This window comes from Paenibacillus sp. MABNR03 (assembly GCF_050455445.1).
Taxonomy (GTDB): domain Bacteria; phylum Bacillota; class Bacilli; order Paenibacillales; family Paenibacillaceae; genus Paenibacillus; species Paenibacillus xylanilyticus.
In genome coordinates this window covers 73,799-99,924 of record NZ_JBCIYR010000001.1, presented here as the reverse complement: position 1 = coordinate 99,924, position 26,126 = coordinate 73,799, and the positions used below count along the sequence as shown (strand labels likewise).

Here is a 26,126-nt window from a genome sequence, read left to right as displayed (position 1 = left end):
ATTCAAGTCCAAACTATTCACATATAGAAAGACCCCCGTCCAAGGGAACGGAGGTCTTCTCCTATACAAGTATCACCCTGTTAATCCGCTTGAGCCGCAGAGACATTGCCCATGGCATATAGTTCTTGTGGCTGTGTTGTAATAAACGGACTTGGTTCTCCGAGGCTGTACACGTGCAGTAAATGCATCGCTCGCGTACACGCCGTATAGAACAGCTTGCGTTCGTGCTCCTGCGCATATTGTCCGGCAGAACCATCATAGATCAGTACCGCATCAAACTCTACGCCTTTTGCAAGATAGGCCGGTATGACGTGCACACCCCGCTCGAAGGCAAGCGTTGTTTTTTTGATCAGCTTTGGTGCTGCAGGCAGAACCTGACTGAGCGCTTCATGCACTTCCTTGCTCTCTTCTGCTGTTTTACAGATGACTGCAACCGATTCATACCCTTCCTTAATCAGGTGACTCAGATCCGCTGTAATCCTATTCATATGCTCCTGAACATCAGATGTCACAATAACACTTGGCTTTTCGCCGCTGCGGTTGAATGGAATGATTTCTTCCCCACCAGGGACCATTCCCCGCGTGAATTCCACAATTTCCTGCGTCGAACGATAGCTCCGCGTGAGTTCAATCACTTCGGTATTTTCCGGTCCATACAGATTCGTCAGCGGTCCAGTACCACTGAGCACCGAAGAATGGGCATAGATCGCCTGATTAAAATCACCCAAAGCGGTTATTTTTGCCCGTGGAAACAGTCTCTTCATGAAGGCCAGTTGAAATGCGGAATAATCCTGCGCCTCATCAATGATCACATGACGAATATTCGAGTTGATATGGAATCCAAGCAGCAGCTCCCGCAAATACAGATAAGGTGTAATATCCTCATAAGCGAGTTCCTGCACTTTCATTCGGCGAAGGGTCATGCGGCAGATTTCTTCCCAGTGGGCAGGCAGTGCCTCATCTTCCAAAAGACGAATCACCTGTGCCTGGTCTTGGAACAAATGCGCGTATAACTGACGAATATCGACGAATCGCAGGGACTTGATCCATTTGCGCAAAGGCTTCAGCCGATCACTGACCACCATCCGGGCCAGGATCTCCCTTTCCTGCTGAAAATCATCAAACGTATCCGACTTCCCTTTTTGTTTGCGCTTCAGGCGCTGGTAGGCTCGCTGCAGGTCTTCCGGTTCCATCAGATCCAACTGCTGATCTACCCAAGGGGCCTCCAATTCACTTTTGCCAAAGGCGGACAATTCTTTCAGCATCCAGTCCCGCAGCATCTCCAGTCGATTCACCAGCTTGACAGACGACCCGAAACTGTAGAATTTCTCAGCCATGGCCTCTGCTGTTACAACCGCTTGCCCCTGAAAGCGTACCGGTTTGAACTTCATGCCTTCCGACATCAAGCTATCCTTGAATCGCGTAATCACTTTGAGGAACGACTCGGATGATTTGAAGCGAATGCCTGACATGCGTGCGGTGTATCCGGGATCTTCCGTATTGGAAAGAACATATTCAAGCTGAATGAATGGATCTTCCAACTGGTATTCGCGGCCAAGACGACGTTCCAGGTATTCCTGGAACGTCGTTTGCAGCATGTTTTCCTCCCCAAGCTCAGGCAGAACAGTGGATACGTAACTGTTAAACATCGGGTTTGGTGAAAAGAGCACCATCTGATCCGCCTGCAAATGCTCGCGGTACTTGTATAAAAGATAGGCTACCCGTTGAAGTGCAGCTGATGTTTTGCCACTGCCGGCCGCGCCCTGCACAATCAGCATACGGGTACGATCATTGCGAATGATTCGGTTCTGCTCTTTCTGAATCGTCGCCACGATGCTTTTCATCTGGGCATCCGATGTCCGGCTCAGCACCGCCTGTAGCAGCTCATCCCCAATTGTAACCCCGGTATCAAACATAAATCGGATGCGTCCGTCCCGAATGACAAACTGCCGTTTCATTTCGATATCGCCGCTGATTTCACCGCTCGGTGTATGATAAGTTATCGGACCTGGTGCACCATCGTAATACAAATTGGATATCGGTGCCCGCCAGTCGTAGACAAGAAAGGATTCTTCCTTCTCATCCAGCAGGGAGGCAATTCCCAGATAAATGCGCTCCGCTTGCGGATAACCGTCTTCCTTAAAATCAATGCGTCCAAAGTAGGGCGAGTGATGCAATCGTTTCATTTTGTCGAGAGCCGCTGCTGTATTTAAATGACTGCGTTCACGATCGGACAGGACCTGCGATTGCTGCCGCATGCTGGTGGATGTTTCCCCCACGTCATCCGCTTCACTGAAGTTCATGGTGACCTCATCCCAGAAGTCTTTTCTCATCTCCACAACTTCATCCCGGAAGGAACCCACCTCTTCTTCCAACTCGGTTATTTTCCGCTCGATCTGATCGGTTACTGCATTGACCCGCTGCTGCTCCTCACTCCATTGCTGGTCTGAACTCATATGTTAATACGCCCCTCTTTCCCCGGATTGTGTCCTCAAAAGCCCATTTGACAAGCCCGAAAAGGCTATGGTATAATTAATTAGAAAGTAAACATTTTAATTTTATGTTAATTAGTTCTAATTTTCTGAAAACCATTTTTTATTGTACCAGTGACAGCGTCCCGATGCAAGCGGAGGCGTTTTTTGTTGTTTCTAATTTAAATATTGCTGTAATCCACCAAACAGACCTCTTTATTATTACCCTCCAACTGGATGAATATAGGTATAGTTGGTTTTTCTACTGACGCAATTCTGCAATCGTCTCTTTCCACCGGGTTATGGATGCCTTCTCGTCTTTTAATTGAAATGTGATTCCTGTCGTAATATCTGCATACGGAGCGCGATCCACACGCATGCTTACCACGCGTGCCTCATACCGATCTCTTGGATGAACGGATTCCTTTAACTGGGGAAGTGCACCAATCTCCAAGCGTACATACAACAACCTATGCTCATGTACGGCAATCAAGGTAGCCTTGCCTGTTCTGTTCATATTCATACTAGTCTGCGTCCCTGGCCAAAGAGCGAGTCTGAGCTTATCCGGACTGATGGCAATGATCTCACCCATGCTAATCATGGCCTGATGCGGCCATCCATCTTCTGACACGGTCAATAGCTGCATTGCATCATGCTGTTTCCCCTCCAATTGATTACCACTCAGCCATTCAACAAGTTCTGGATCAAGCTGCTTTACATTCATATCATTCTACCTCGGTTCATTAAAATGGTCATTATTCGTTATGTATACAAAACAACCCGGACACAGTTGTCCGGGCTGCACGTTGTTATTCTATTGTATATGATGGAGAAGCCTGCATGCAATTGGCGTTACGGCCATTTGAGCCAATTCAGAATTTTATCCTGTGACTCATGGTCTTCACTTGAACTATGCACATGTTCGGCAAGCCTGTTGAGTCGTTCCAATTGATAGCCGTAATCATAAATCGCTGCAGCAACAATCGACAGTCTCAGCATACCTTCCTGATCGACATCAAACTGGGATATGGCCTGTTCCATGAATCGATCATTATCCAATATAAACTGCGCCGCTTCTTCACCGTTCGGCTTCAATTTGTCTTCAAACTTGAGCAGTGCATGCTCATGGAATTTAATGACCAGTTCCAGATGCGTATCGAAAAATTGGTCCATTTCCGGTGTCCGCTGTGCCTGGAAATAATGTCGTTCCACGGAATCAAGCACATCATACCCTTTTTGCAGACTCAGCAGCATTTGTTTATATACGACCATCTGCCGGGTCTCGCTGAATTTGGAACGTTTCATCTTCTTCTGTTCTTCTTCGAACAGATTGTATTTATCCGACAGCGATTTAATGGAACCCCCCAGATTGCCCTTCTCATCCCTGAAAACAACTTCCTTGATTTCATCCGAGATGGACGTGCGTAACAGCAGCGACATGCTGTTGAACACATTCTGGATCTGCTTCACGAACTGTACCTTGGGCTTGGGCGGAAACACCGTGATATTGATGAGAAACGCAGATACAATACCGACAAGTGTCAGCAGAAACCGATTTAATGCAAAGTGCCAGTCACCTGAAGCTTCCATAATGGAAACAACCGTGACCAGGGTCAGCCCAACCGTCTCACCCATGTTCAATTTAAGACAAATCATGATAACAAGTACGATAATCAATCCAACAGCGATCGGCTCATTGGACAGTACCATCCCGCCCAACAGGGCGACAATAGCTCCAAGGGTAGTCGTTTGCAGCTGATCCAGGAAGTATTTCCATGAGCGATAAATAGATGGCTGCATCGCAAAGATGGCAGCAATGGCAGCCGGTACCGGTGACTGCGGATTCAAAAACATGCTCAGGTACAGAGCAAGCGTTACCGCAATCCCTGTCTTAAGCACGCGTGCTCCAAACGACACGGTAACCCCTCCTTACCTGTACTTTCAATTCGGTATAACTTATTAATAATCATTATTACCCCGTATTTCTTTTTTTGTTAAATTATTTTGAACCAATATTCCACTTTTTCATCCATTAACGATAACAGCAGCCCCTTTGTATGTTCCACAGCCATGTAACTTCATCATAAATTTTATCAGAACGACTTATTTTACCACGGACGCTCAGTGGTTTCCATGTGATTCCTCATAATGTCCGGTTCACACGAGTACATCACCTGTTTTCTCGCAAAAGAAAAAAAGCAAACCATTGGAATGTGGTATTCACCACGCCAAAAGTTTGCTCATTTATGTTGGTCATGTTTCAAAATAATCCAGCCTAACGATCTGTTCCTTCCCACTCCCGTTTGAACTGTTCCACGAATTCCACCATAAACGCATGGCGCTGCTCTGCCAGTTCTCTGCCATAGGAAGTGTTCATGAGATCCTTGAGCTTAAACAGCTTCTCATAAAAATGATTAATTGTGGTGCTCCGTCCATTCCGATATTCCTCCCGGGTCATCTGCTCCCGTGGCGGAAGAGCCGGGTCATACATTTCACGTCCTCGCGCCCCCGCAAAAGCAAACGTGCGTGCGATACCTATGGCACCAAGCGCATCCAGTCTGTCTGCATCCTGGACGACTTGCGCTTCCAGCGAAGATACGGCCGGACGCTGTCCTCCTGCATAGGAGATCGTGCTGATGATGTTGACGACAGCTTCACGGGTGCCTGGCTCAAGCTGCTGCTGATCCAGCCACCCGTTCAGCTTCTCCATCCCGGCTTCCAGACTTTCGTTCAGCTTCTCATCCGGCACATCATGAAGCAGTGCAGCGAGCTCACAGACAAAAGGATCTGCTCCCATTCGATGGGCAAGCTCAACAGCAAGTGCAGTCACCCGTTCGATATGCGGCCAGTCGTGTCCGTCTGTATGCTTTGATACATCTCCCTGTACAAAGGCTCGGGCGGCACGAAGGACAGCCTCTCCAACAGATGTACCATCTATTTGTTCAAGAGTTCCAGATGCTTTCGTTGCTCGATTGGAGTTGTCGTCCACGATTACACTTCCCCGCTTTCCCTGGCCTGTTCACGCGGGACACGCCGAGCTACACCTGTTCTCACCGCTGCTTCAACCACACGCTTACGGATCGATTTGACCACTTTATCATTGAATACACTCGGAATAATATAATAGCGCGTGCGTTCCTCATCCGAGACGGCAGAAGCAATCGCCTTGGCCGCAGCCAGTTTCATCTCTTCATTAATTTCAGTCGCACGGCAATCCAGAACAGCTCTGAAGATCCCTGGGAAACAGAGCACGTTATTGATCTGATTCGGATAATCCGAACGGCCGGTAGCCATGACAGCCACGATGTCCTCTACCACGGCAGGCATAATTTCGGGTACCGGATTAGCCATGGCGAAGACAATTGGATCGGCGGCCATGGACTGTACATCTTCCCGGGTTAACAGATTACCACGCGATAAACCGATAAATACATCCGCTCCGCGAATGACATCCCGCAGTGAACCTGACTCCAGTTCCGGATTGGTACGAGCGGCATAGTCGCTCCATACCTCATTTTCATAGGTCTGTGTCCGTACAAGCGCTCCCTCGCGGTCAACACCAATCAACCGACTGGCTCCGGCCGAGAGGAGAATGTTGCTGCAAGCCACCCCGGCTGCGCCAATACCGCAGACGACTATTTTCACATCCGTAATGGATTTGCCAACAAGTTTAAGTGCATTGATCAGACCCGCATATAAAACAACGGCCGTACCATGCTGGTCATCATGGAACACCGGAATATCCAGCTCCTCATTCAGGCGGCGTTCGATTTCAAAGCAGCGCGGAGATGAAATATCCTCCAGGTTGATGCCGCCAAAGGCTGGTGATATCGCTTTCACCGTACGAATGATCTCTTCGGTATCCTGTGTATCCAGACAGATGGGGAACGCATCCACACCTGCAAACTGTTTAAACAGCATCGCTTTTCCTTCCATCACTGGCATGGCTGCTCGAGGCCCAATGTTCCCCAGTCCAAGCACTGCACTGCCATCGGATACGACGGCTACTGTGTTCCGCTTGATGGTTAGCGAAAATGCCTTTCCGGGCTCATCCGCAATCGCTGAACATACCCGAGCCACATCTGGTGTATACACACGTGACAGATCTTCCCGGTTATGAATCGGCGTTTTGGGAGTGACTTCGATTTTGCCGCCAAGGTGCAGCAGGAACGTACGGTCAGATACGTTAACAATGGATACCCCTCTAAGCTGGCGTACCGCTTCTACAATTTTGCTGTTATCCTGTGCATCCGTTACCGCAACCGTCAAGTCGCGCACACTCACATCCTGATTGGTCGAAATCACGTCGATGGCAATGATGTCTCCCCCAGCTTCCGAGATGGCCGAAGCCACTTCGCCGAACTTGATATCTTTCGTTGTCATTTCCAGCCGAATAATAATGCTGTTGCCGTCCAGATTTCTCTGATTCATTCCAATTCCTCCCAGACTGAAAGTCTTGAGTTGCACGTTACCTGTTTCTCTTCGCTGCACATGCACTCTTTTCCTTTATCTTGTCCAGAAAAAGTGACAATCGTTACGATACTCTGCACAAAAAAGGCCACCCCGCACGTCAGATCATGACGTTTAGGATAGCCTTTTTCAGCTCTGTTATTTTCGATCAGCGGTTCTTCTCAAGACACGGATGTCATAAGGCTGCAAATCCAAATGGGCATTTACTTCATCGCCATGAAGCAAATCCGTGTAAGACTGGTTGTCCAGCTCCACTTGCTTGGTTTCCGGCGTGTAGTTCTGAACAAACACATAATCCGATGTACCATCTGTACGCAGATGCGCAGTAACTCCTGCAGGCAGTTTGGTTTCCAGCGCACGTTCAATCCCAAGGTCCGCAATGAGCTGGCCGTAGAAATCGTCATAAAACGGTGCTGTAAAACGTGTTGCGATATAATACGCTTTGCCCGCTCCCAATCGGTTAACGGTTAACGCAGGTCGTCCGGCATAGAAGTCGGAACGATAGGTTGCCAGGGCTTTCGCACCTTCCAGATGAATCAGGTCACATAATTCGATGGCATCGTACTCAGCTTGAAGTTTCAGCTCATTCCCACTTACAGGGATTGCCCCGTTTTGGTCCCGATCGTGCAACCCGTCGATTTCTTCAGACCAGATCCCAAGCGTTTTGCGCAGTGGACCAGGGAAGCCTCCAAGGAAGCATAGATCATTCTCATTGACAATGCCTGACCAATAGGTAGCTACAAATGTACCGCCGTTCTCGACAAATCGTTCAATCCGTTCGCCTACACCCTCCCGCACAAGATAGAGCATCGGTGCGATCAGCAATTTATATTTGGAGAGATCGGCATCCATGTCGATGACGTCCACAGGTACTCCTTTTTTCCAAAACGCATCATAATGCCATTCCACGGTTTGCTCATATTTCACACCGATGTTGCGTGGACCCTGAGAATCCTTCACCGCCCAGCGGTTCTCCCAATCGAAGATGATAGCCACTTCTGCCGGAACAGATGTGCCAACCACAGCTTCCATTCCTTCGAGAGCTGTACCCACGTCCGTCACATCCTTGAACACACGGGTGTGTTCATGTCCAACATGATCCACTACAGCGCCGTGCAGCTTCTCACTGGAGCCCCTGCTCTTTCTCCATTGGAAGTACTGCACACTGTCCGAACCATGCGCTACCGCTTGAAGCGAAGATAACAGATGCATGCCTGGACGTTTCAGTTTGCTGGTCTCCTGCCAGTTCGTGGAGCTTGGCGTGCTCTCCATCAACAGGAACGGCTGCCCGCCTTTGATCGAACGGACAATATCATGCATCATCGCTATTCTGGAAGCCAGTCTGTCTTCTTCATCTGCATCATGCCAAGTCGGGTAACTATCCCAGGACAGGAAATCCAGAATATCGGCAAACTTCCAATAGTTCAACCCTTCATAAAATTCCATCAGGTTTGTTGTCACCGGCAGATCAGGATTTTTGGCCTTGAGCGGCTTGGTTTCATGCACGATAAAATCAGCGGTCTGATCGGTAACAAACCGGCGCCAGTCCAGATTCATTGCATGCACTTGTGTTTCTCCGTGCGGTGCAGGAGACTCTACCTGACTCCAGTCTGTTACCGTATGGCTCCAGAACGTGGTCCACCATGCATGATTCAACTCATCGAGTGTGCCATATTTATTTTTCACCCAGCCGAGAAAAGCGTCCTGACAATAGTCACAGTGGCAATCTCCGCCAAATTCGTTGGAAATATGCCAGCCAATCACCGCAGGATGCTGCGAATAACGTTCTGCAAGTTTCGTATTGATGGCTGTAACCTTTTCCCGATACACAGGAGAAGTATAACAATGGTTATGACGGAACCCATGCAGGTTGCGCACCCGATTGGCCCCTACACGCAGTACTTCCGGATACTTGGCCGACATCCACGCAGGTCTTGCACCGCTTGGCGTAGCGAGAAATGCGTATATTCCATTGGCAGCAAACCTATCCAAGACACGATCCAGCCATTCAAAGGTGTATACACCTTCCTCCGGTTCAAGGGATACCCAAGAAAAGATACCGATGGACATCACATTACACTTGGCAAGTTTCATCAAGCGGATATCTTCTTCCAGCACTTCAGGATATTTGAGCCATTGCTCCGGGTTATAATCTGCACCATGCAGCATGCGTGGCACCTTCGTACTTACGGGTGGATATTTATATGTCATGTTTGCATCTCCTCTGCCTATTGCATTTTGTAGCACTCTATTTGATCAATGCTGAACCCTTCAGCGTACCCGTTTCGGTTTCCGAATGTTTACTGGCAGTCAACGCTGTAAACGATTCCAATTTACGACCTTTAAAATCAAACATCGTCAGATTGCCCCAGTTGTTCGGGTGTCCAACAGACCATTCCGGTTTGCTTGGTATCCAGGCAGGTTCCCAATAATAAAAGCCTTGGCCCAGTCCACCCGGAACTTCGCGAATAATCTGCAGCAAATCCTGGAGATAACGCTTCTGGCCCTCCACACTTGCCGGATAACCGGGCAGCAGCAGATCTTCCTGATTCAGAATCCACTCATGTTCTTCAGGTTGCTCCAGCGTCCATGGATAAGCGGTTTCAACCACATTGATGGGCTTGCCGTATCTGGCTGCCAGGTCGTGCAGATTGTCACGCAGCGCGTCCAATGTTCCATGCCACCAAGGGTAATACGAGAGCCCAATGGTATCAAACTCCACGCCCAGTGCTTCAAACCGGTCATAAAACTTTCTGCTCTCCACGTTATCGCCGCCACGATCAATATGGATCATGATGTTGATATTCGAGTCAACGGATTTAACTGCGGCAATGCCGTACTTCACCAGTCCTGCAAAACGTTCCCACTGCTCGTCGGTGTCGTGCTCCTCACCACTTACTCGCCCTTCATCCCACAACATGCCGGGTGTAATTTCGTTGCCCACCTGTACCATATCAGGCAGAGCGTTATTCTCTTTCAAAGTGCTGAGCACATCTGCCGTGTATGTACAAACGGCCCGCTGGAGCTCTTCATAGGACAGATTCTCCCATGCTTTGGGCTTCCACTGGTTGGCCGGATCAGCCCAGCGATCGGAGTAGTGGAAGTCTAGCAGAAACTGCATTCCCTGTTCTTTGATCCGTTTGGCGACAGCCACGGTGCGCTCCAGGTTGCAGAACCCTCCTGCTGGATCGTTCCAGATCCGCAGCCGAATGGCGTTCGTTCCGTTCAGCTTCAGGATGGACAGAAGGTCCTGCTGCTTGCCGTCTACGTCGCTGTAGCTCCCTCCATGCTGTTCAATTTCATCCATAAAAGACACATCCATCCCAAGAATGAATGGCTTATTCTCCAAGTTGTTCACTTGTTCAACCTCCATTGGATTAGATTTGGTAGCCGGGCTCAGCCTTTAACTGAACCCAGTGTCATGCCTTTAACAAAGAAACGCTGCAGGAATGGATAGACAATCAGAATCGGTGCACTTCCAATGAAAATTTGAGCTGCTCTTACCGTGGTTTGCGAGAGAGCCTCCATTTCTTTGGGATTCATGCTCATACTGCTCATATCCCGTCCGATAATGACCGTTTGCATAAATGTAGCCAGTGGATAATCCTTGGCGTTATTCATATATAACAACCCGTCAAACCAAGAGTTCCAGTGGAACACCATGCTGAACAAGGCAATTGTTGCAATAGACGGCATGGAAATGGGCAGGAAGATCGTGAACAGTGTTCTGAAATGGTTGGCTCCATCCATCAATGCCGCTTCTTCCAGCTCTTTTGGAATACCACGGAAGAAGTTCAGCATCAGAATGACCAGGAAGGTGTTGACTGCACCCGGGAGTACCAGCACCCAGAAGGAATCCATCAGGCCGATCTTCTGAATAACCATATAGAATGGAACCAGTCCTCCATTAAAGATCATACTAAAAACGAATATCCATGAATATATCGTTCTTCCTTTAAATTCACTATTTTCCTTGGACAATGGGTACGCCGCCAAAAAGGTAATCAGCAGGGTAATCGCCGTACCAATTACGGTACGAAGCAGGGAAATCCAAAGCGAGTTCAGAAAGATTGGATTATTCATCGTTTTTTTGTAGGCCTCAAGCGAGAAGCCGACAGGCCAGAGATTAACCAGATTGGCATCGGCGGCTGCCTTCGAGCTGAAGGACACCGCCAGAACATGAATCATGGGTACGATACACATGATGGCAACCAGAATTAGAAAGCAGGTGTTGATTATGTTAAACACGCGATAAGGCATTGATTTGTGATACATCGTGGTCCCTTCTTTCTTTTGTTCATTCGATTAGAATATGCGGTATCCGGCGTATTTTTTGGCCAAGCTGTAGGATACAAGAATCAAAATCATGCTGATCACCGACTTGAACAATCCGATCGCAGTGGCGAAGCCCATCTCGCCATTTTGCATGGCTGAACGATATACGAATGTATCAATGATGTCACCCGTTTGATAAACAAGTGGATTGTACAAGTTGAAAATCTGGTCAAATCCGGCATTGAGTACATTTCCGAGAGCCAGTGTTCCGACCACCATTAGCATCGGCACAAGTGAAGGAACTGTGATGTGCAGCGTTTGTTTCCATCTTCCAGCTCCGTCAATCTCCGCTGCTTCGTAAAGCGCGGGATTAATCCCGGCAAGGGCAGCCAGAAACACAATCATGTTATAGCCAAATTCCTTCCACACATCCGTCACAATGACCGTCGTACGGAACCAGCTGTTATCACCAAGGAAAAAGTATGGCCCGAGTCCGAAGCTTCCCAGCACCCGGTTAACCAAACCACCTGTTGACAGCAGATCGATCAAAATCCCGCCCAGGATAACCCAGGACAAGAAGTGAGGCAGGTATACCAGGGTCTGGATGGTCCGTTGTATAGCCATCTTGCGAATCTCATTCAACAAAATGGCAAAAACGAAAGGTACAAATAGATTAAATATGAGTTTGAGTACAGCAATGATCAATGTATTCCAAATGACCTGCAGGCTGTCCTGACGTTCAAACAAGAATCGGAAATTATCCAGCCCGACCCATTCCGAGCCGCTTATGCCAAGCCAAGGCTTATAGTTTTGAAAAGCCATGACAATACCGCCCATGGGAATATAACTGAATATGATCAGAAAGATGATGGCTGGCAGCAGCATTACGTGGAATGGCCAAGTTCGTTTCAAAGTTCTCATGATTGCTCCCCCTGTAATTCTTCCTACTCAAGTACTCCCTGAGTGGCTTATACTGCGATTATATCAACCGTTTGCATAGGTCAAACAGCACATAAAAGCAATATAAATGGCACAAAAGCAACCACTTTGGACTTGCTGTATTTCCTGACCCTCATCCCCTATGAACTAACATTTATATCAAGCAAAACCTCAGCCAAACCGGCAAAAAAGGCGCACAGACTTATACCGTCTGTGCGCCAACAATAGATTATTTTTTCACGCTGTCATACCAATCGTTGACTTCTTGCGTGATCTGATCACCACCGCCTGATTTCCACGTTTGAACAAAGGTATCAAACGCATCTACAGGATTTTTGCCATAAATGATTTCATTAAATGCCTGATTCTCGATTTTGTTCAGGTAGTCCAGCTTGGATTTCATCGTTGCTGTTGTTGGGCCTGTGAACATGTTCTTGAATGAAATATCTTCCTGAGCCAAAAGCACTTTCGCGGCAGCAGGCGTTTCCTTACCATAGTTAACGGCAACGTCTTTCTCCAACTTCGTTTCAGGCTCTTTGCCGTCTGCCAGGTTCAGCAGAGCTTTCATCTGTGCATCCGGAATACGGGCACCATCACGAACGAGCAGGTAACGGACAACGTTGACATATCCGCCTTCAATTTGATCAATCGGCATTTGCTTGCCGTTTGCATCCAATTGATAGTCATATTTTTCAAACAGACCGTTATCATACGGGCTTCCTGGTGCAGGATCTGCATAGTTGTCAAACAGGTAATTCTCATAAGTAAAGAATGCTTCAGGATGCTCCATATCTTTCTTGATCAGGATTACACCATTAACAAACTGTGTACCGTGACGCATCGCTTTTCCTTCGGGTCCAACTGGAATTTCAATCGGTTTCCAAACGGCACTTGGCACGTTTTTCACCGTATCCAGCAGCGGCCATCCGCTCATCCAGTAAGGGCCTGGAATAATACCGGCTGTACCGGCCACTGCGGGCTCGGCTGTTTTGTTTTCATCCCACAAAGCTGCTTCCTGCGGAATATATCCCTTTTTGAGCCATTCGCTCAATTTCGTCAAACCCTGTTTCATGCCAGGATTGATGGAGCCATATTCCAGCTTGCCATCTGCACCTAGATTCCATTGGAACGGCAGCGTTCCGTAAGCTCCGAAGATCCAGGATGGATCCCCCATCCATGTATTCATGGACGTTTTGAAACCAATGCTCAGTGGAATGACCTTGTCTGGAGCCAAGCCGTCCGGATTCTGATTTTTGAATGCCTCCATGACTGTTTCGAGCTCGTCGATCGTTTTCGGTGCTTTCAAGTTCAGCTTGTCCAGCCAGTCCTGACGAATCCAGAGCAGATAATCATTGTTGTATGCATAATCCAATACCGGAATACCCATTCTTTTGCCATCACGGCTGTATTGGTTCCATACGTTCGGATCCTGCTCCATGGCTTTTTTCCATGTATCCGATGCGTATTTATCAAAGAGTGGACCAACTTCCTGGTACATGCCGGAATCGATCAGATCCTGAGCAAGCAGGTTGTCTCCCACCGTTACCACATCAGGCATCTCTTGACCAGAAGACATGGCCAGACGAAGCTTGGTTGCAAATGCTCCATTCGTATCCGTAACGGACCACAGGGACTTGATGTTAATACCAAACTTCTCTTTGGCCCACTTGGTTGCCACGTTATTTTCCATCGATTCGCCATTTTTGAATTTCAGCTCAGGATCGATTCCCCACGCTGTCGTAATAGTGACTTCCGGATCATATTTCTCTTTGTATTCGTTTTCAATGGCAGACGGGCTCGAGCCCGCACTCTCACCGCCACTGCCTCCTCCACATGCAGCAAGAATGACAGCCAAACACGTTGTCGTAGCCAGGAGCGGCAGCCATCTCTTTTTTGTAGATTTCGCTCTCATTGTTGTTCCCCCTTCAATCAATCGTTTTGGTTACCCTTTCATTATAGGCCTGCCGGGCCTTTCAGCCTATGTCACGAAAACAAGATTTCTGCACCTTTGGCAACCTATATATCGGAATGAAGGTTAAATTTATGCCTGGTCACGGAATTCATTCGGGGTCATGCCGTAATGTTTTTTGAACATTTTGCTGAAATATTGCGGATTCTGATACCCCAGTTCACTCGTTATCTCGTAGATCTTTTTATTGCTGTTCTTGAGTAGATATAACGCACGCTCCATTCGCATGCGAATCATGTAGTCTCCAAGTCCTTCGCCGGTTTCGGCTTTGTAAATCTTCGACAAATACACGGGGTGCAGGTAGACCTTGTCGGCAATCATTTTTACGGACAGATCCTGCCCGGTGTCTCGGGTGACCATTTCCTGAACCTGTTTGATGACATGCCTGCGGCTTTGTGTTCCCGCCTGATCGGACAATTCTTCCTGAAGCTTCGCAAGCATCTCCGTTGCCCAGCGCCGCAACCGTTCAGGCGATTGGATCAACTGATGCGCAAGCAGCAGGTCGAAGCCTGCATGATCGATCTCGTGCACCAGATGGCCCTGCTTGTGTGCGATATACATAAACGCATTGGTTACAGACAAATACATCTCATACACATGCTCCCTGGATAGGCATACGCGATCTGCTGCGTCAAAAACAGCATTAAGCTTGCTCGCTGCAGCTTCCCACTGCTTCGTTTCGAGTAACTGGGGCAGAACGGGAGGCTTATAGAGCTCTTCCAGGGCTTGCGCTGCATCGTTCTCCATCCGCTGCGTCATATCCTTGTCCATGAATATAATCTTGTTTTCTTCCGGACCGGAAAGGACAAGCGATCCCAGGCTTCTGCGATAGGCTGCTGTCATTTCATTAAAAGGAAATGGAGGTGTAACCACCATCGACAGATCTCCCTGCAGATAGCGAATGACATGCTCCCGGAAGGTATCCATCGGTCCTCTCAATGTTTCCTGATTGAAGGGCACTCCATCCAAAGGCCCCTGATTTTGTAGGAACATAACCAGACACTCATGCGGCCCATGTGCAAACCAAACTTTAAATCGTTCCCCGAGAACTTCCTCTGCAATATTGCCTACCGCAAAGTCCATCAAATCCAGTGACTGCTGATCCATGGAGGAGAATCGGCCAGTAAGACGGATGAGTATCATGACGATCGGTTGTTCCGGTTCAAGTCCGATCTCATATTGCTGTAACTGTTCACGAAGTGCACGTGTCGTGATTTCCCGGCCAAGAAGCAGGTCATGCATCAGATTTTCACGCAAAATTTTATAATCCGACTTCCGGCTGTACAGGAGCCGGTGATATTTATCAAACTCATCCCACTCCCCTCGGAGAGAGGTGATGGCTGCCGATACGGATGCCATAAACTCCTCATCATTCACGGGTTTAAGGATATAATCGGATGCCTGCAGCTGGATCGCCTTCTTGGCATAATCAAAATCACTGTGCCCGGTCAGCAAAATGCAGCGAATATGAGACCATCTGCTGCTTACCTCTGCGATCAGGTCCAGTCCCGTCATCCCAGGCATGCGAATATCGGTAACCACAATATCAACTGCATTTTCCTCCATGATCTCCAACGCTTCCTTGCCGGACGCTGCACGCAGCACCGTCGTTACCCCAAGCTCGCCCCAGGGAATGGTCATCTCCAGACTTTCCGTTACATATGTTTCATCATCAACCAGCAGTATATCGATCAAAGCGCGTCACTCCCTGTCTGTTACATTCGCAATATATTTTTCACTCTCGAAATTCCTGTCAATCGTTCGCTATGGGCACTGATCCACACATATCTCATCTTCTGCAGGCCAAGATAGGGTCACACAGAGCCCACCCAGTGAGGATTCTGTAATGTCAATGCCTGCCTGCTCTCCATATCGCAGCTGCAACCGCTGATTCACATTCCACAATCCGCAGCCCATTTCCTGATCCATCGTGCCCCGAAGCTTATCAAGAAGCCTCTCCCGCTCCTCATCGGTCATCCCATGTCCGTCATCTTCCACCATAAGAATCATCACACCATCACGTTTTTTCCCAGATATTCTGATCTCTCCGGCTTCCGCATCCGCCTCAATACCGTGAATTACCGCATTCTCCACCAAAGGCTGCACAATAAGCGGCGGGACCTCCTGCCGCATCATATACTCTGGCAGATCAATACAATAACGAATCCGGTCCATGCGCATCTGCTGAATTTCCAGATAACAGGTAACAAACTCGATTTCTTCTGTAAGCGGCACAACATCACGTTCCTGCCTTGTTGTGTAACGATAGTACCTGGATAAATTGTGTGACATGGCTACCACAGCATCCACGCGTTTCAACTTTGCCATGCTTGTGATGAAAGAAAAACAATTATAGAAAAAGTGCGGGTTAATCTGGGATTGCAGCTGCTTCAAACGGGCTTCGCGTACATGGATCTGTTCCAGATACACATGTTCAAACAACTGCTGAATCTGATCCACCATGGAATTGAATCGCTCCGACAAAAAGCTGAATTCATTTCGCCCCTTCGGTTCAATTCGTACCGAGTAATCCTCCTGCTTCAGTCGCTGGAAGCCACGAATAAGCTGCTTCACGGGCACCTGTACCTGAACGTACAACAGATAAGCAGCAAGAAAACTCATACCAAGCAAACAAATCATTGAAGAATAGAACAGGACATTCGATTGATGAATGGGTTTCAAAATATCGGATAAAGGCATATAATCCACCAGATACCAGCCTGTCGTGCTGGATTTAACCGTGTTCACCATGTAAGGTTCGTTGTCGATCACCACGGTACGGTTGTCCACATCCTGAAGTTTATGAATGGCCAGCTGGTCCATCAGCTGATTCGTCAGGGTACGATCCGAAGTCCGGTTATAGATGACTCCGGATTCTTCCCGGTAATAGAACGGATCATGCCTTCCGTCATCCTTGAACTTGTCCAGCATATCCCGAATGTTATCGCTATCAAACTCCAGCTTGATAATGGTCTCTGCATTCACGGCTGGATCCTTGATCCCATAAGGGGAAGCGGTAATCCAGCTGAACATGAATTTTTCGTCTTCTCCATCCTCAACCTTGCGCACATCCCAACCGGAAACCATACTTTCCCTGAGTGCCTGCTTATCATAAAAACGCGCATCCCGTTCGGAAACAACTCTGCCCATGGAAGGGGAATACAAATATAATTTTGTTGTCCAGTTCGATGAACTTTCCTGAATACTCAGCTTGTTTTGAATACGTTTAACCAGATTGATTGCATCGAGGTCAAAATACCGGCTATCCGCATAAATCCGCCGGAAGCTCGCAATATCCGGGTCATGGATAAGCAGATTGGGCCAAGATGATAACAACTCAATGTGTGTATTCACTTGATTCTGGAAAAATTCGAGCTGGTTACTATTGGAGCGATTCAATTCATCCCTGAGCACGGCCGTCGTTTTGTGATTCGAGTACCAATACAGCAATACGACCGGAATCAGCATAATCAGGATTAAGATCATCATTTTGGAAAACAGATTGGTCCGGTATGACATTTTTCATCTCACCTTGTCTAAAATTGTCGTGACATTAATTGTAATGATGTAAGCGGTAAAAACAATCTATTTTTTTCTCATGCGTCTCTCCGCCTTCGTCGTTTCATCGCTCCTCGTCAAACCGGCATATTAATAGCGTAAGCGTTACCATTAAGGGGATAAAGGTCACAAATCCAATATTTCTGCACTAATTGCAACTTCACATCACAAAAAAAAGCCAGCCAATACCGGCCAGCTCCTCGCGGATAACTACTATGACACCATTCTAAAATTTCTATCATGCTGCTATGTATTTACTTCTGTATTCTTATGGCATTGGCATAATCAAACACAATGTTCTGACCCTCTACTTCCACATCCAGCACAATATCGGCGAGTTTGCCCTTTACCTGGAGCGGAGACTGAGCAATACCTGAAAATGCAATTTTGCCTGAGAACGTTCCGTGAGGCTTGATCTCGAGATGTGCTGGTGTAAGTTCGACGGATTTCAATGCGTCATATAAGGGATCATCCTGTTGTCTGTAGCTTCTGGCCAAGTCGGGTAGAAGCACCGCTGCGACGGGTTGTCTGCTATAATTTTTAAGTGTAAGGTCACAGCTTACGATTGTACTGCCATCACGGGATACGTGGTACATACAGGAGCTGTCATTCTGAAGATAAGATACACCATGGATGCCTGTGGAGCCCCATTTGGCAACATACATCACCTTGTCTGTTATGTAAGAATAGCTAAGAATAATGACCACGACGATCAGCCAGAGGCGCTTCGCCAATCGCGGATGCGATGGCATGATCACTTTGCGTGTTAGATAAAAACTGCATCCCAATAAACCCAGTCCTATAAAAATAGTAACATGTACACCGCTTACGTAAGCTGTGGTATAGGGGGATAACCCCATCTTGGATAACATCCTATCTCCCACCGAATAACCCAGGTGGTGATTAAACGTAAAAATGATGGCAAAGAGCAGCAAAATCGCAGAGAACGCTAATTTCGTCCTCGACACAGGAACACCCCCTATTAAGCTACCTGATTATATCATAAATTTCCTAATTATGATGTACAATCCATATCAAAAAAATCAAGGCATCTTCGACTTTCGCCGAAAACACCTTGATTATTTGGGAAAAGATCATTTTATTTGGACAGAAATGCGTCGAGCTGCTCCTGTTTGGCTGCAATAATCTTGTCAATGCCTGCGGCTTTCAGCTTCTCCAGATACTTCGGTATCATCTCGTTTGGATCTACCGCACCAGAGGTCATACCCGGTTTAAACTGTTTGTTTACGTTATTGACCGCTGCAATTTCGTTTTTGACAGATTGACTGTTGAAGGTAAAGCCGAGTGCAGGTGACTTGACTCCCTTGGCATTAAACTCCTTGAATTTCTCCCATTTCTGAGGATCTTCATTATCCCAGAGGAAGTTCAGGAACTGGTTGCCAAGCTGCCACTGTGCACCGGGATTATACGTGCGGCTGTTGGCATCCACGCCTGCAGGCAAAGTGATAATATTGTCCTCGCCGTCTTTTTTGACATAATGTTTGCCTTCAATACCGAAATTCAGCAAGTTGTTGATCTCCTTGTCAGAGTGGAGCAGGTTGATAACCTGCATCGCTTTCTCCGGCTGCTCGGAAGAACGTGAGATCGCCAGCATGGCTCCTGAAGCATCTCCGGTAGTAATGGTTGGCTGCGTCATCTCAATCTGAGTCAGTGGATATCCGACGTACCCTTCTTCTTCTTTGTCCTTCCCCGGTTTCATGCCATCGGTCCACATAAAGACCTTGCCTGCCTTCGCTTGATCCTTAGGAAATACATTGGAAGTTGCTGCATCACTATTGATATATCCTGCCTGATACCATTTGCGCGCCAGTGCAGCAGCCTCCTGAAATTCAGGTGTCTCCACTTCATTCAGCACGGTTGTTGTTCCTGCAGTTTTGGAAATGACTCCGGGTACGGATGCATCACCAAGATAATCCCAATCGAGGTTTTCGAGCAGCCCGTTACCGTTGGTGTTCGAGATGTAGAACGGAGTAACCGCTGGTTCGTTTTCCTTGATCGTTTTCAGCAGAGGTTCCAGATCGGACCACGTTTTTACCGTAGTCAGGTCGAGTTTGTATTTATCTGCCAGATCCTGGCGCACCAGGACACCGCGCGTAGCTGCCAATTCCTTGTTTGTCGGAACGCCATAGTTCACGCCATCAACCTGGGAACCTTCCAGAAAGGCAGGGTCCAGATTTTTCTTGATATCCTGCCCATACTGGTCAAGCAGATCATTCAGAGGCAGGAATGCCCCTTTTGCCACATTGACGGTGTAGTTCTGCCATGCCGCCGTAAAAATAATGTCCGACTTTTCTCCGGAAGAGATCATCAGATTGAGCTTGTTATCCCACTGCCCCCAGTCGATTGCATTGATCTTGAGGGTAGCTCCGATCTTGGGCTCCATTTTTTTGTTGATCTCGGCTTCTACCAATGCTACGTCTTTCTGTGGTGTCCCTGGATAATACAAGGTTACTTCATAGGATTTGGTGCTGCTTTCTCCATTCCCACCGCTTTCTGCACCTGGCGTCGTTCCACTTTTGTCTGATGAACATCCTGCAAGTACCAAACTTAATGCCATAGCCGCTGCCGCGAGTCGCGGCCATACCTTCAAAGACTTAACCAACTGAACCCCTCCCAATAAAATGTTAGACTTTGCGAGCGTTTTCCCCAATTCGCATGTTACCCGAGTCTGACCTGATGTTTCATTGCACTGTATATTAGCCCTTTCAGTCTATCTTGGGATCATCCATTTTTCCGCTAACCGGGCCGGAGTTATCCTTTCACAGCACCCACCGTAAGCCCTTTAATGAAGTACCTTTGGAAGAACGGATAGGCCAGCACAATCGGACCGATGCCCACGACAGCCATCGCCATTTGCAGCGTTTTGTTGGGTAGATTCAGCAATCCGCCCTGCGACGAAATCTGTGAAGAGACATTGGAGTTGGATGTTAAATATTGAATATCGAGCAGCGTTCGGTACATGAGGTACTGAAGACTGATCGTCCGGTTATCGGAAATAAAAATCATGCTGAGATACCAGTCATTCCAATAATTCAGCGTACTGAACAGCGCCACGGTAGCCATAACCGGCAAGGAGAGCGGCAGTACGATCCGTGTAAACGTTCGGAGCTCTCCTGCTCCATCGATCCGTGCCGATTCAAGAATCGATACCGGAATGGAATTAGCGAAGAACGTACGCATGACCAGAACGAAGAACGGCGATAACAGCAGGGGCAAAATCAAGGCCAGAATGGAATTTTTGAGATCCAGCACATTGACGTATACGAGATACCAAGGAACCAGCCCCCCGTTGAACAGCATCGTGAAGAAAATAAAGAATGCAAACCATCCCCGGTAAGGCAGATCCCTTCTGGAAAGAGGATAGGCATATAGTGCAGTCAGCGCCACACTGGTAATGGTACCTATCACCGTTACGATTATGGAAATGCCGTAAGAGTGGATAATTTGATCCATATCCTTGAACAAAAACTCATAGGCGGTCAGGCTAAATTTTTCGGGAATCAGCTTATACCCGTTCGCAATAACCGTTGTCTCGTCCGAGAAGGAGATGGCGAAGACAAGCAGGATGGGCACGATGCAGGCAATGGCATAAAAGATGAACATGCCGTGGATGATGGACGCGGAACGTCGCGACACGGCTAATGGATCACGTGATTTCACAGCTGACTTGCCTCCTCTCAAAATAGTGCATTATCTTTATCCATTCTTCGGACGATTGTATTGGATACAAGGACAAGTACAAAACCGACAACTGCCTGATACAACCCTGCCGCAGAAGACATCCCAATGTCGCCACCAATGAGGAATGTGCGATATACGTAGGTATCCAGTACGTTCGTTACCGGGAACAAAGCCCCCGATTCCAGTGGAACCTGATAGAACAGACTGAAGTCCGCGTAGAAAATCCGGCCAATCTGGAGCAGTGTCATAATGACAATTAGGGGGACCAGAAACGGAACCGTGATGAACCGGATCTGATGCCACTTGCTTGCTCCGTCCAGCACAGCGGCTTCATAGTATTCTTCATCAATGCCCACGACAGCTGCCAAATAAATGACGGCATAATATCCAATGTTTTTCCACGTGTTCACAATCGGTAGAATGTAAGGCCAATACTTTGGCTCCGAGTACCAATCAATCGGCTGCCCGCCAAAGAGCTGCAGAATCGTCGAGTTCATGAAACCCGAATCCTTGCCGAGAAAGGCCAGAACCAGGTAGCTGACCACGATCATGGACAGGAAGTAAGGGAGCAGCATAAGTGATTGATACAGTTTGGACATTGCCTTGTTCTTCACTTCATTAAGCAGGATTGCGAGTCCTACTCCTACGACCAAATTCAGCGCAATGAACACGGTGTTATAAGCGATGGTATTACGGGTGATCTCCCAAGCATCACTTGTCGAGAACAGGTACTTGAAGTTATCCCAGCCGCTCCAGGGACTGCCCCAAATACCGTCGGCGTAATTCACATTTTTAAACGCAATCAGGACCCCAAACATCGGCATATAATTGTTCACCAGCAGAAACAAAATTCCTGGCAAAAACATGAGATACAGCACTTTAAATTTCCCAAGATTGTACCATACAGACTTCCGCTTGCGGACCGATCGTTCCGGTATATCCGATATCCGTACGCCCTTACCCGCCTGGGGTTGTGTATTCATAACCTCTTCTCCCTCACTCCTCTTGATTTCCTTCCTCAGGATGAAAGCACCGCTGTGTATCCTGTGGTTCAAGTATACGGCTGGGAGTTCCGGCCCACTATCTGCTGTGGTGACCTCTTCACTTATCAAATGATGACTTTTACATGAAACAAAACAAAACAAAACAAAACAAAAGACGCAGCATGCTGCGTCAGCGCTAGACGGTGCGGGACTGTTTGCGAAACTCCTGTGGGGTAATGCCCGTGCACTTTTTGAACATTTTCGTAAAATGGGAGTAATTATAGTAGCCCACCTTGCCCGCAATATCGGTTACCTTGACGGTTGATTCGGACAATAACATTTTTGCTTTGGCTACCCGGTGCTGCAAAATAAACTCAGAGAGCGACATCCCCTTCTCCTTCCGAAACAGGCGGGACAGATATGCAGGGTTGAAGCCGGCAAAAGATGCCAACTCCTCCCGCATCAGATCCTCCCCAATATGGTTCTCGATATATATGCACAGTTGATCAACCACCGTCATGGGGCCGTGATCGTCTGGATACAGTATCGGAATGGCACGGCTAATGAGATCCAATGTCCATTGCTTCAATTGCGGCAGGGAACGGGTGACCATGCTCTCTTCCGGCTCCCGCTCACCCGGATACAGACTGCGTACGGATACGCTTTTCTGATGAAGCAGGGGATAGACCACATGCAGCATGGCGTGATAGAACAGGCGCAGAATCTCAGGAGATAACTGTTCCTGGGCAGCCAGCAGCTCGAATATTTCTTCCACGCGCTCCCGAAGATCGTCAACTTTGCCAGTCTCGAACAAAATGGACAACTCGGAGAACCAAGGGATCGGCAAGAAGCGATCCTCCGGTTCCCTGCCCTGCTCGTCATACACGAAGACTCCTTCAAGCTCCCTGATATTACGGCGCTCCATATCCATCAGTTCGGTCAAAAGGCCCTGCAGTTCGGTCACGGCAACAGGAACGCCCACATAACAGGACAAGCGGCAGTAGAAGTACGTCCCGCACTCCTGAATGTACACGTGGCAGTCCTTTGCAACTTGGCTTGCAATTGGTACGACGCCACCCTGTTCATACGCGAGTACAATATTCAGACCGCTATGGTCCTGAAATACTTCCCCCGGCTGTTCACCAAGTATCATCTCCTTGGCTGCATTGCGAAGGGCATATTCCAGCACTTCCTCATCACGCAGATCAAACTCCCTCACCCATTCCTCCACCGATATGACAATCGGCAAAACGCGTGCGTCGGGATCAATTTCCGCTCCATATACTTCGGCCAGCTCCTGCAGTCGCGGCTTGGTCAGATTAACACGTTGAGAGATGGCATCTTTCCAGAATCGCTCCGTCAGGAGCGGTTTATGGGTTTGCCAGCGTTTATACACGGATTCATATATCTTATTGGTACGTGAACGCTGCTCTCCGGCTTTGATTTTGTCCACAGCCTTTGTGACGATTTTGAGCAGTTGATCCGCCTGAGCAGGTTTTAACACATAATCAAAGCTGTTTAACTTGATCGCTGTCTGGGCGTAGTCAAACAGAGCATGACCTGTCAGAAAAATGGTCAGTATGCCGGGATCATGCTTCAATACCCAGCTCTGCAAATCCAGACCTGTTTCCCCCGGCATTTCAATATCAGAGATCAGGATATCAATGGAGTGACTTTGAAGCACCATTCTTGCTTCTTCGGCATCACCAGCACTGAATACCTGATCGATTCCTGCCAAGCTCCAATCAATCCCTTCCACCATGGCTTGAAGGGCATAGACCTCATCATCCACGATTAACAGGTTCCGCATAAGTTCCCCCTTCTTCGGCTTCCGTCTGGGCGGGCAAATATAGGATGACCGCTGCTCCACCAGCATCCTGATTTCGGAACTCCAGTCTCGCTGTGTCGCTGTATTTCACAAGCAAACGGTGGGCAACGTTCCAGATCCCGATGTGCAGTCCGCTGGGGTCCTCCGCATATAACCCCTGCTGCAGCCGTGTAAGCATTTCCTGCTCAAACCCTACGCCGTTATCCTCTACTGAAAGCCTCAAATTGGTGGCGCAATCCCCCTCCCCCATTCGTTCGGATTCACCATCGGATAACGTTTTCGTTTCTTTGGCTGTAATACGAATGACAAATGGTTCGGTACGCCGTTTAAATCCGTGAATGATTGCATTTTCCACAAAGGGCTGAAGTGTTAAAGGTGGCAACATATACTGGCCAAGTCCCTCATCCACGTCCAGGGAAAAATTCAGTTTGTTCGGAAATCTAAGCTTCTGAATCTCCAAATAGTGACGAATGTGTTCCAGTTCTTCATCCAGCCGGATGACACGTTTGCCTGCCCGGAGGCTGAACCGGAAATAATCGGCCAAATGTCCGGCCATCTGCTGGACCAGCTCATGCTTTTGCAGTGAAGCTAGGCTGTGGATAATATTCAGGGAATTCAGGTAAAAGTGAGGATTAATCTGCATCTGGAGCTGCTTGAATTCGGCTTCTCTGGTGCGCAGCTGTTCTTCATAGACATCAATCTTCAGATGCTGAATCTCACTTGTCATTTGATTGAAACTACGGGTTACGAACTCCAGCTCCGATGAAGCCGGCGGTTCCAGCCTCACATCAAGTTCGCCCCGGCTAACACGTCTCATCCCCCGAATCAGTGTATTCATGGGTCGAAACAGCAGCTGTCGCAAGAACACAAGTGCTGTGATCAAAATGACCGCTGCCCCAATAGGCAGCAGACGAATAATCTGCTGAAAAAAGGGCAGGTTACGCAGCATATCCTCTTCCGGCAACAGGACAATATAATTCATCTTGGACATCGCAGAGGGCATACCCAGCATCAGGTATTGACGTGCATCCCCCCTGGACGTAACCTCCGAAATGACCTGGTACGGATTCTCCAGACCGGAGAGATGTGCTGCAGCAAGCTTGATCTGCGCCGGGTCCAGGGAAGAACCCGACAGTGCACCCCCATTGCTATCCACGATGACTGCGCCTCCACGTTCACCGGATTCCGTGAATTGTTCGGGATGATTCAGCGCGTTCATATCCACAAGTGCACCAGCGTAGAACTGCTGGTTGATTCGTACTGTTTTGACCAGTGCATTCCACGCCCCGCCGCGAACGATGCTCCATTCCGGCTGCTGGATTTCATCGTCCAATTGCGTCATCTGAACAGGCATGCTCTCCCGCACAAGTGACATTTTGACATCATAACTGCCCGAAGTCGCCAGCAGCAGGTCATCATTCACCGCATCATACAGGAAAAAGGAATCAATCAGATTGTAAAATCCGATATCTGTCATAAATTTGTTCATGATTCGCTGTTTGGCGATGATGTAATCCCCGCTGCCGTATTTCAGGAAAAAAAGCGAAATAATATCCGGGTCACGCTCGCCCAGACTGTATAAGTACCGATTGGTTTCCTGCAGTACTCGCTCATTCTGCTCTACACTTTTCGCAAGATGATTCATGTTGGTGAGAGATACTTTATCGCGCACAACTCTTATCGCATAGACATTGTTATAGTACAGCAGCAGGAACAACGGCAGCATAATAAGTGTCAAGCCAATCATGAATTTGAAACGCAATGAACGGATAAAGTTCATGGATTCCCGCCCTCTTGTTCTCGTTGAATTGGATTGCTCTCAAACCTGTAAACGTTATCAAAAATAAATAGTTCATTTATTTGATACTTCCTCAAGGCTGGAATTTTTCCATATTTCTTCCTTTATGGTGGCATGTTCATTGTAATCATGC

The 26,126-nt window shown here is 48.0% G+C and carries 18 protein-coding genes; all 18 read right to left on the bottom strand.

Annotated features, from left to right (window positions below):
- Window positions 1-80: 80 nt before the first annotated feature.
- Entirely contained in the window at window positions 81-2,456 is a 2,376-nt protein-coding gene (helD, locus tag AAIH57_RS00360; protein ID WP_430020220.1) for an RNA polymerase recycling motor HelD, read from the bottom strand.
- 277 nt (window positions 2,457-2,733) lie between these two features.
- The gene (locus AAIH57_RS00355; protein ID WP_430020219.1) at window positions 2,734-3,195 is read right to left on the bottom strand and encodes a pyridoxamine 5'-phosphate oxidase family protein; all 462 of its coding nucleotides are present in this window, start codon (window positions 3,193-3,195) and stop codon (window positions 2,734-2,736) included.
- Window positions 3,196-3,323: 128 nt separating this feature from the next.
- A complete protein-coding gene (locus tag AAIH57_RS00350) occupies window positions 3,324-4,388 on the bottom strand; it encodes an FUSC family protein (RefSeq protein ID WP_175399825.1) in 1,065 nt (354 codons plus the stop codon).
- Between the two features lie 358 nt (window positions 4,389-4,746).
- On the bottom strand, window positions 4,747-5,409 hold the full coding sequence (locus tag AAIH57_RS00345) for an HD domain-containing protein (protein ID WP_376769009.1): 663 nt from the start codon (window positions 5,407-5,409) through the stop codon (window positions 4,747-4,749).
- A gap of 53 nt (window positions 5,410-5,462) precedes the next feature.
- On the bottom strand, window positions 5,463-6,902 hold the full coding sequence (locus tag AAIH57_RS00340; RefSeq protein ID WP_175399824.1) for an NAD-dependent malic enzyme: 1,440 nt from the start codon (window positions 6,900-6,902) through the stop codon (window positions 5,463-5,465).
- Between the two features lie 177 nt (window positions 6,903-7,079).
- Window positions 7,080-9,152, bottom strand: a complete 2,073-nt coding sequence (locus AAIH57_RS00335) for a beta-galactosidase (RefSeq protein ID WP_430020218.1) — start codon at window positions 9,150-9,152, stop codon at window positions 7,080-7,082.
- A gap of 37 nt (window positions 9,153-9,189) precedes the next feature.
- On the bottom strand, window positions 9,190-10,299 hold the full coding sequence (locus AAIH57_RS00330) for a glycoside hydrolase family 53 protein (protein ID WP_312884393.1): 1,110 nt from the start codon (window positions 10,297-10,299) through the stop codon (window positions 9,190-9,192).
- 38 nt (window positions 10,300-10,337) lie between these two features.
- Window positions 10,338-11,216 carry a carbohydrate ABC transporter permease gene (locus tag AAIH57_RS00325; protein ID WP_095287918.1) on the bottom strand — a complete coding sequence of 293 codons (879 nt, stop codon included), beginning with the start codon at window positions 11,214-11,216 and terminating at the stop codon, window positions 10,338-10,340.
- A 30-nt stretch (window positions 11,217-11,246) separates the two neighbouring features.
- The gene (locus AAIH57_RS00320; RefSeq protein WP_175399822.1) at window positions 11,247-12,137 is read right to left on the bottom strand and encodes an ABC transporter permease; all 891 of its coding nucleotides are present in this window, start codon (window positions 12,135-12,137) and stop codon (window positions 11,247-11,249) included.
- Window positions 12,138-12,384: 247 nt separating this feature from the next.
- Window positions 12,385-14,067, bottom strand: coding sequence for an extracellular solute-binding protein (locus tag AAIH57_RS00315; RefSeq protein WP_175399821.1), 1,683 nt, complete (start codon window positions 14,065-14,067; stop codon window positions 12,385-12,387).
- Window positions 14,068-14,196: 129 nt separating this feature from the next.
- Window positions 14,197-15,819 (bottom strand): response regulator, encoded by a 1,623-nt coding sequence (locus AAIH57_RS00310; RefSeq protein WP_175399820.1) that lies wholly within the window; start codon window positions 15,817-15,819, stop codon window positions 14,197-14,199.
- A 69-nt stretch (window positions 15,820-15,888) separates the two neighbouring features.
- Window positions 15,889-17,643: a sensor histidine kinase gene (locus AAIH57_RS00305; protein ID WP_175399819.1), complete on the bottom strand. Its 1,755-nt coding sequence runs from the start codon at window positions 17,641-17,643 to the stop codon at window positions 15,889-15,891.
- A 293-nt stretch (window positions 17,644-17,936) separates the two neighbouring features.
- A complete protein-coding gene (locus AAIH57_RS00300; RefSeq protein WP_175399818.1) occupies window positions 17,937-18,650 on the bottom strand; it encodes a hypothetical protein in 714 nt (237 codons plus the stop codon).
- 131 nt (window positions 18,651-18,781) lie between these two features.
- Window positions 18,782-20,305 carry an ABC transporter substrate-binding protein gene (locus tag AAIH57_RS00295; protein WP_430020217.1) on the bottom strand — a complete coding sequence of 508 codons (1,524 nt, stop codon included), beginning with the start codon at window positions 20,303-20,305 and terminating at the stop codon, window positions 18,782-18,784.
- A gap of 149 nt (window positions 20,306-20,454) precedes the next feature.
- On the bottom strand, window positions 20,455-21,363 hold the full coding sequence (locus tag AAIH57_RS00290; RefSeq protein ID WP_175399816.1) for a carbohydrate ABC transporter permease: 909 nt from the start codon (window positions 21,361-21,363) through the stop codon (window positions 20,455-20,457).
- A gap of 17 nt (window positions 21,364-21,380) precedes the next feature.
- Window positions 21,381-22,367, bottom strand: coding sequence for an ABC transporter permease (locus AAIH57_RS00285; protein WP_175399815.1), 987 nt, complete (start codon window positions 22,365-22,367; stop codon window positions 21,381-21,383).
- Window positions 22,368-22,563: 196 nt separating this feature from the next.
- Entirely contained in the window at window positions 22,564-24,177 is a 1,614-nt protein-coding gene (locus tag AAIH57_RS00280; RefSeq protein WP_430020216.1) for a response regulator transcription factor, read from the bottom strand.
- Window positions 24,152-25,975, bottom strand: coding sequence for a histidine kinase (locus AAIH57_RS00275; RefSeq protein WP_430020215.1), 1,824 nt, complete (start codon window positions 25,973-25,975; stop codon window positions 24,152-24,154). The genes AAIH57_RS00280 and AAIH57_RS00275 overlap by 26 nt, the downstream gene beginning before the upstream one ends.
- Window positions 25,976-26,126: the final 151 nt, after the last annotated feature.

What these genes read in the sequence shown, in the direction of transcription:
- helD (WP_430020220.1), bottom strand. Translation starts at nt 2,456, where the DNA reads ATGAGTTCAGACCAGCAATGGAGTGAGGAGCAGCAGCGGGTCAATGCA.
- AAIH57_RS00355 (WP_430020219.1), bottom strand. Translation starts at nt 3,195, where the DNA reads ATGAATGTAAAGCAGCTTGATCCAGAACTTGTTGAATGGCTGAGTGGT.
- AAIH57_RS00340 (WP_175399824.1), bottom strand. Translation starts at nt 6,902, where the DNA reads ATGAATCAGAGAAATCTGGACGGCAACAGCATTATTATTCGGCTGGAA.
- AAIH57_RS00335 (WP_430020218.1), bottom strand. Translation starts at nt 9,152, where the DNA reads ATGACATATAAATATCCACCCGTAAGTACGAAGGTGCCACGCATGCTG.
- AAIH57_RS00325 (WP_095287918.1), bottom strand. Translation starts at nt 11,216, where the DNA reads ATGTATCACAAATCAATGCCTTATCGCGTGTTTAACATAATCAACACC.
- AAIH57_RS00320 (WP_175399822.1), bottom strand. Translation starts at nt 12,137, where the DNA reads ATGAGAACTTTGAAACGAACTTGGCCATTCCACGTAATGCTGCTGCCA.
- AAIH57_RS00315 (WP_175399821.1), bottom strand. Translation starts at nt 14,067, where the DNA reads ATGAGAGCGAAATCTACAAAAAAGAGATGGCTGCCGCTCCTGGCTACG.
- AAIH57_RS00305 (WP_175399819.1), bottom strand. Translation starts at nt 17,643, where the DNA reads ATGTCATACCGGACCAATCTGTTTTCCAAAATGATGATCTTAATCCTG.
- AAIH57_RS00285 (WP_175399815.1), bottom strand. Translation starts at nt 22,367, where the DNA reads ATGAATACACAACCCCAGGCGGGTAAGGGCGTACGGATATCGGATATA.
- AAIH57_RS00280 (WP_430020216.1), bottom strand. Translation starts at nt 24,177, where the DNA reads ATGCGGAACCTGTTAATCGTGGATGATGAGGTCTATGCCCTTCAAGCC.
- AAIH57_RS00275 (WP_430020215.1), bottom strand. Translation starts at nt 25,975, where the DNA reads ATGAACTTTATCCGTTCATTGCGTTTCAAATTCATGATTGGCTTGACA.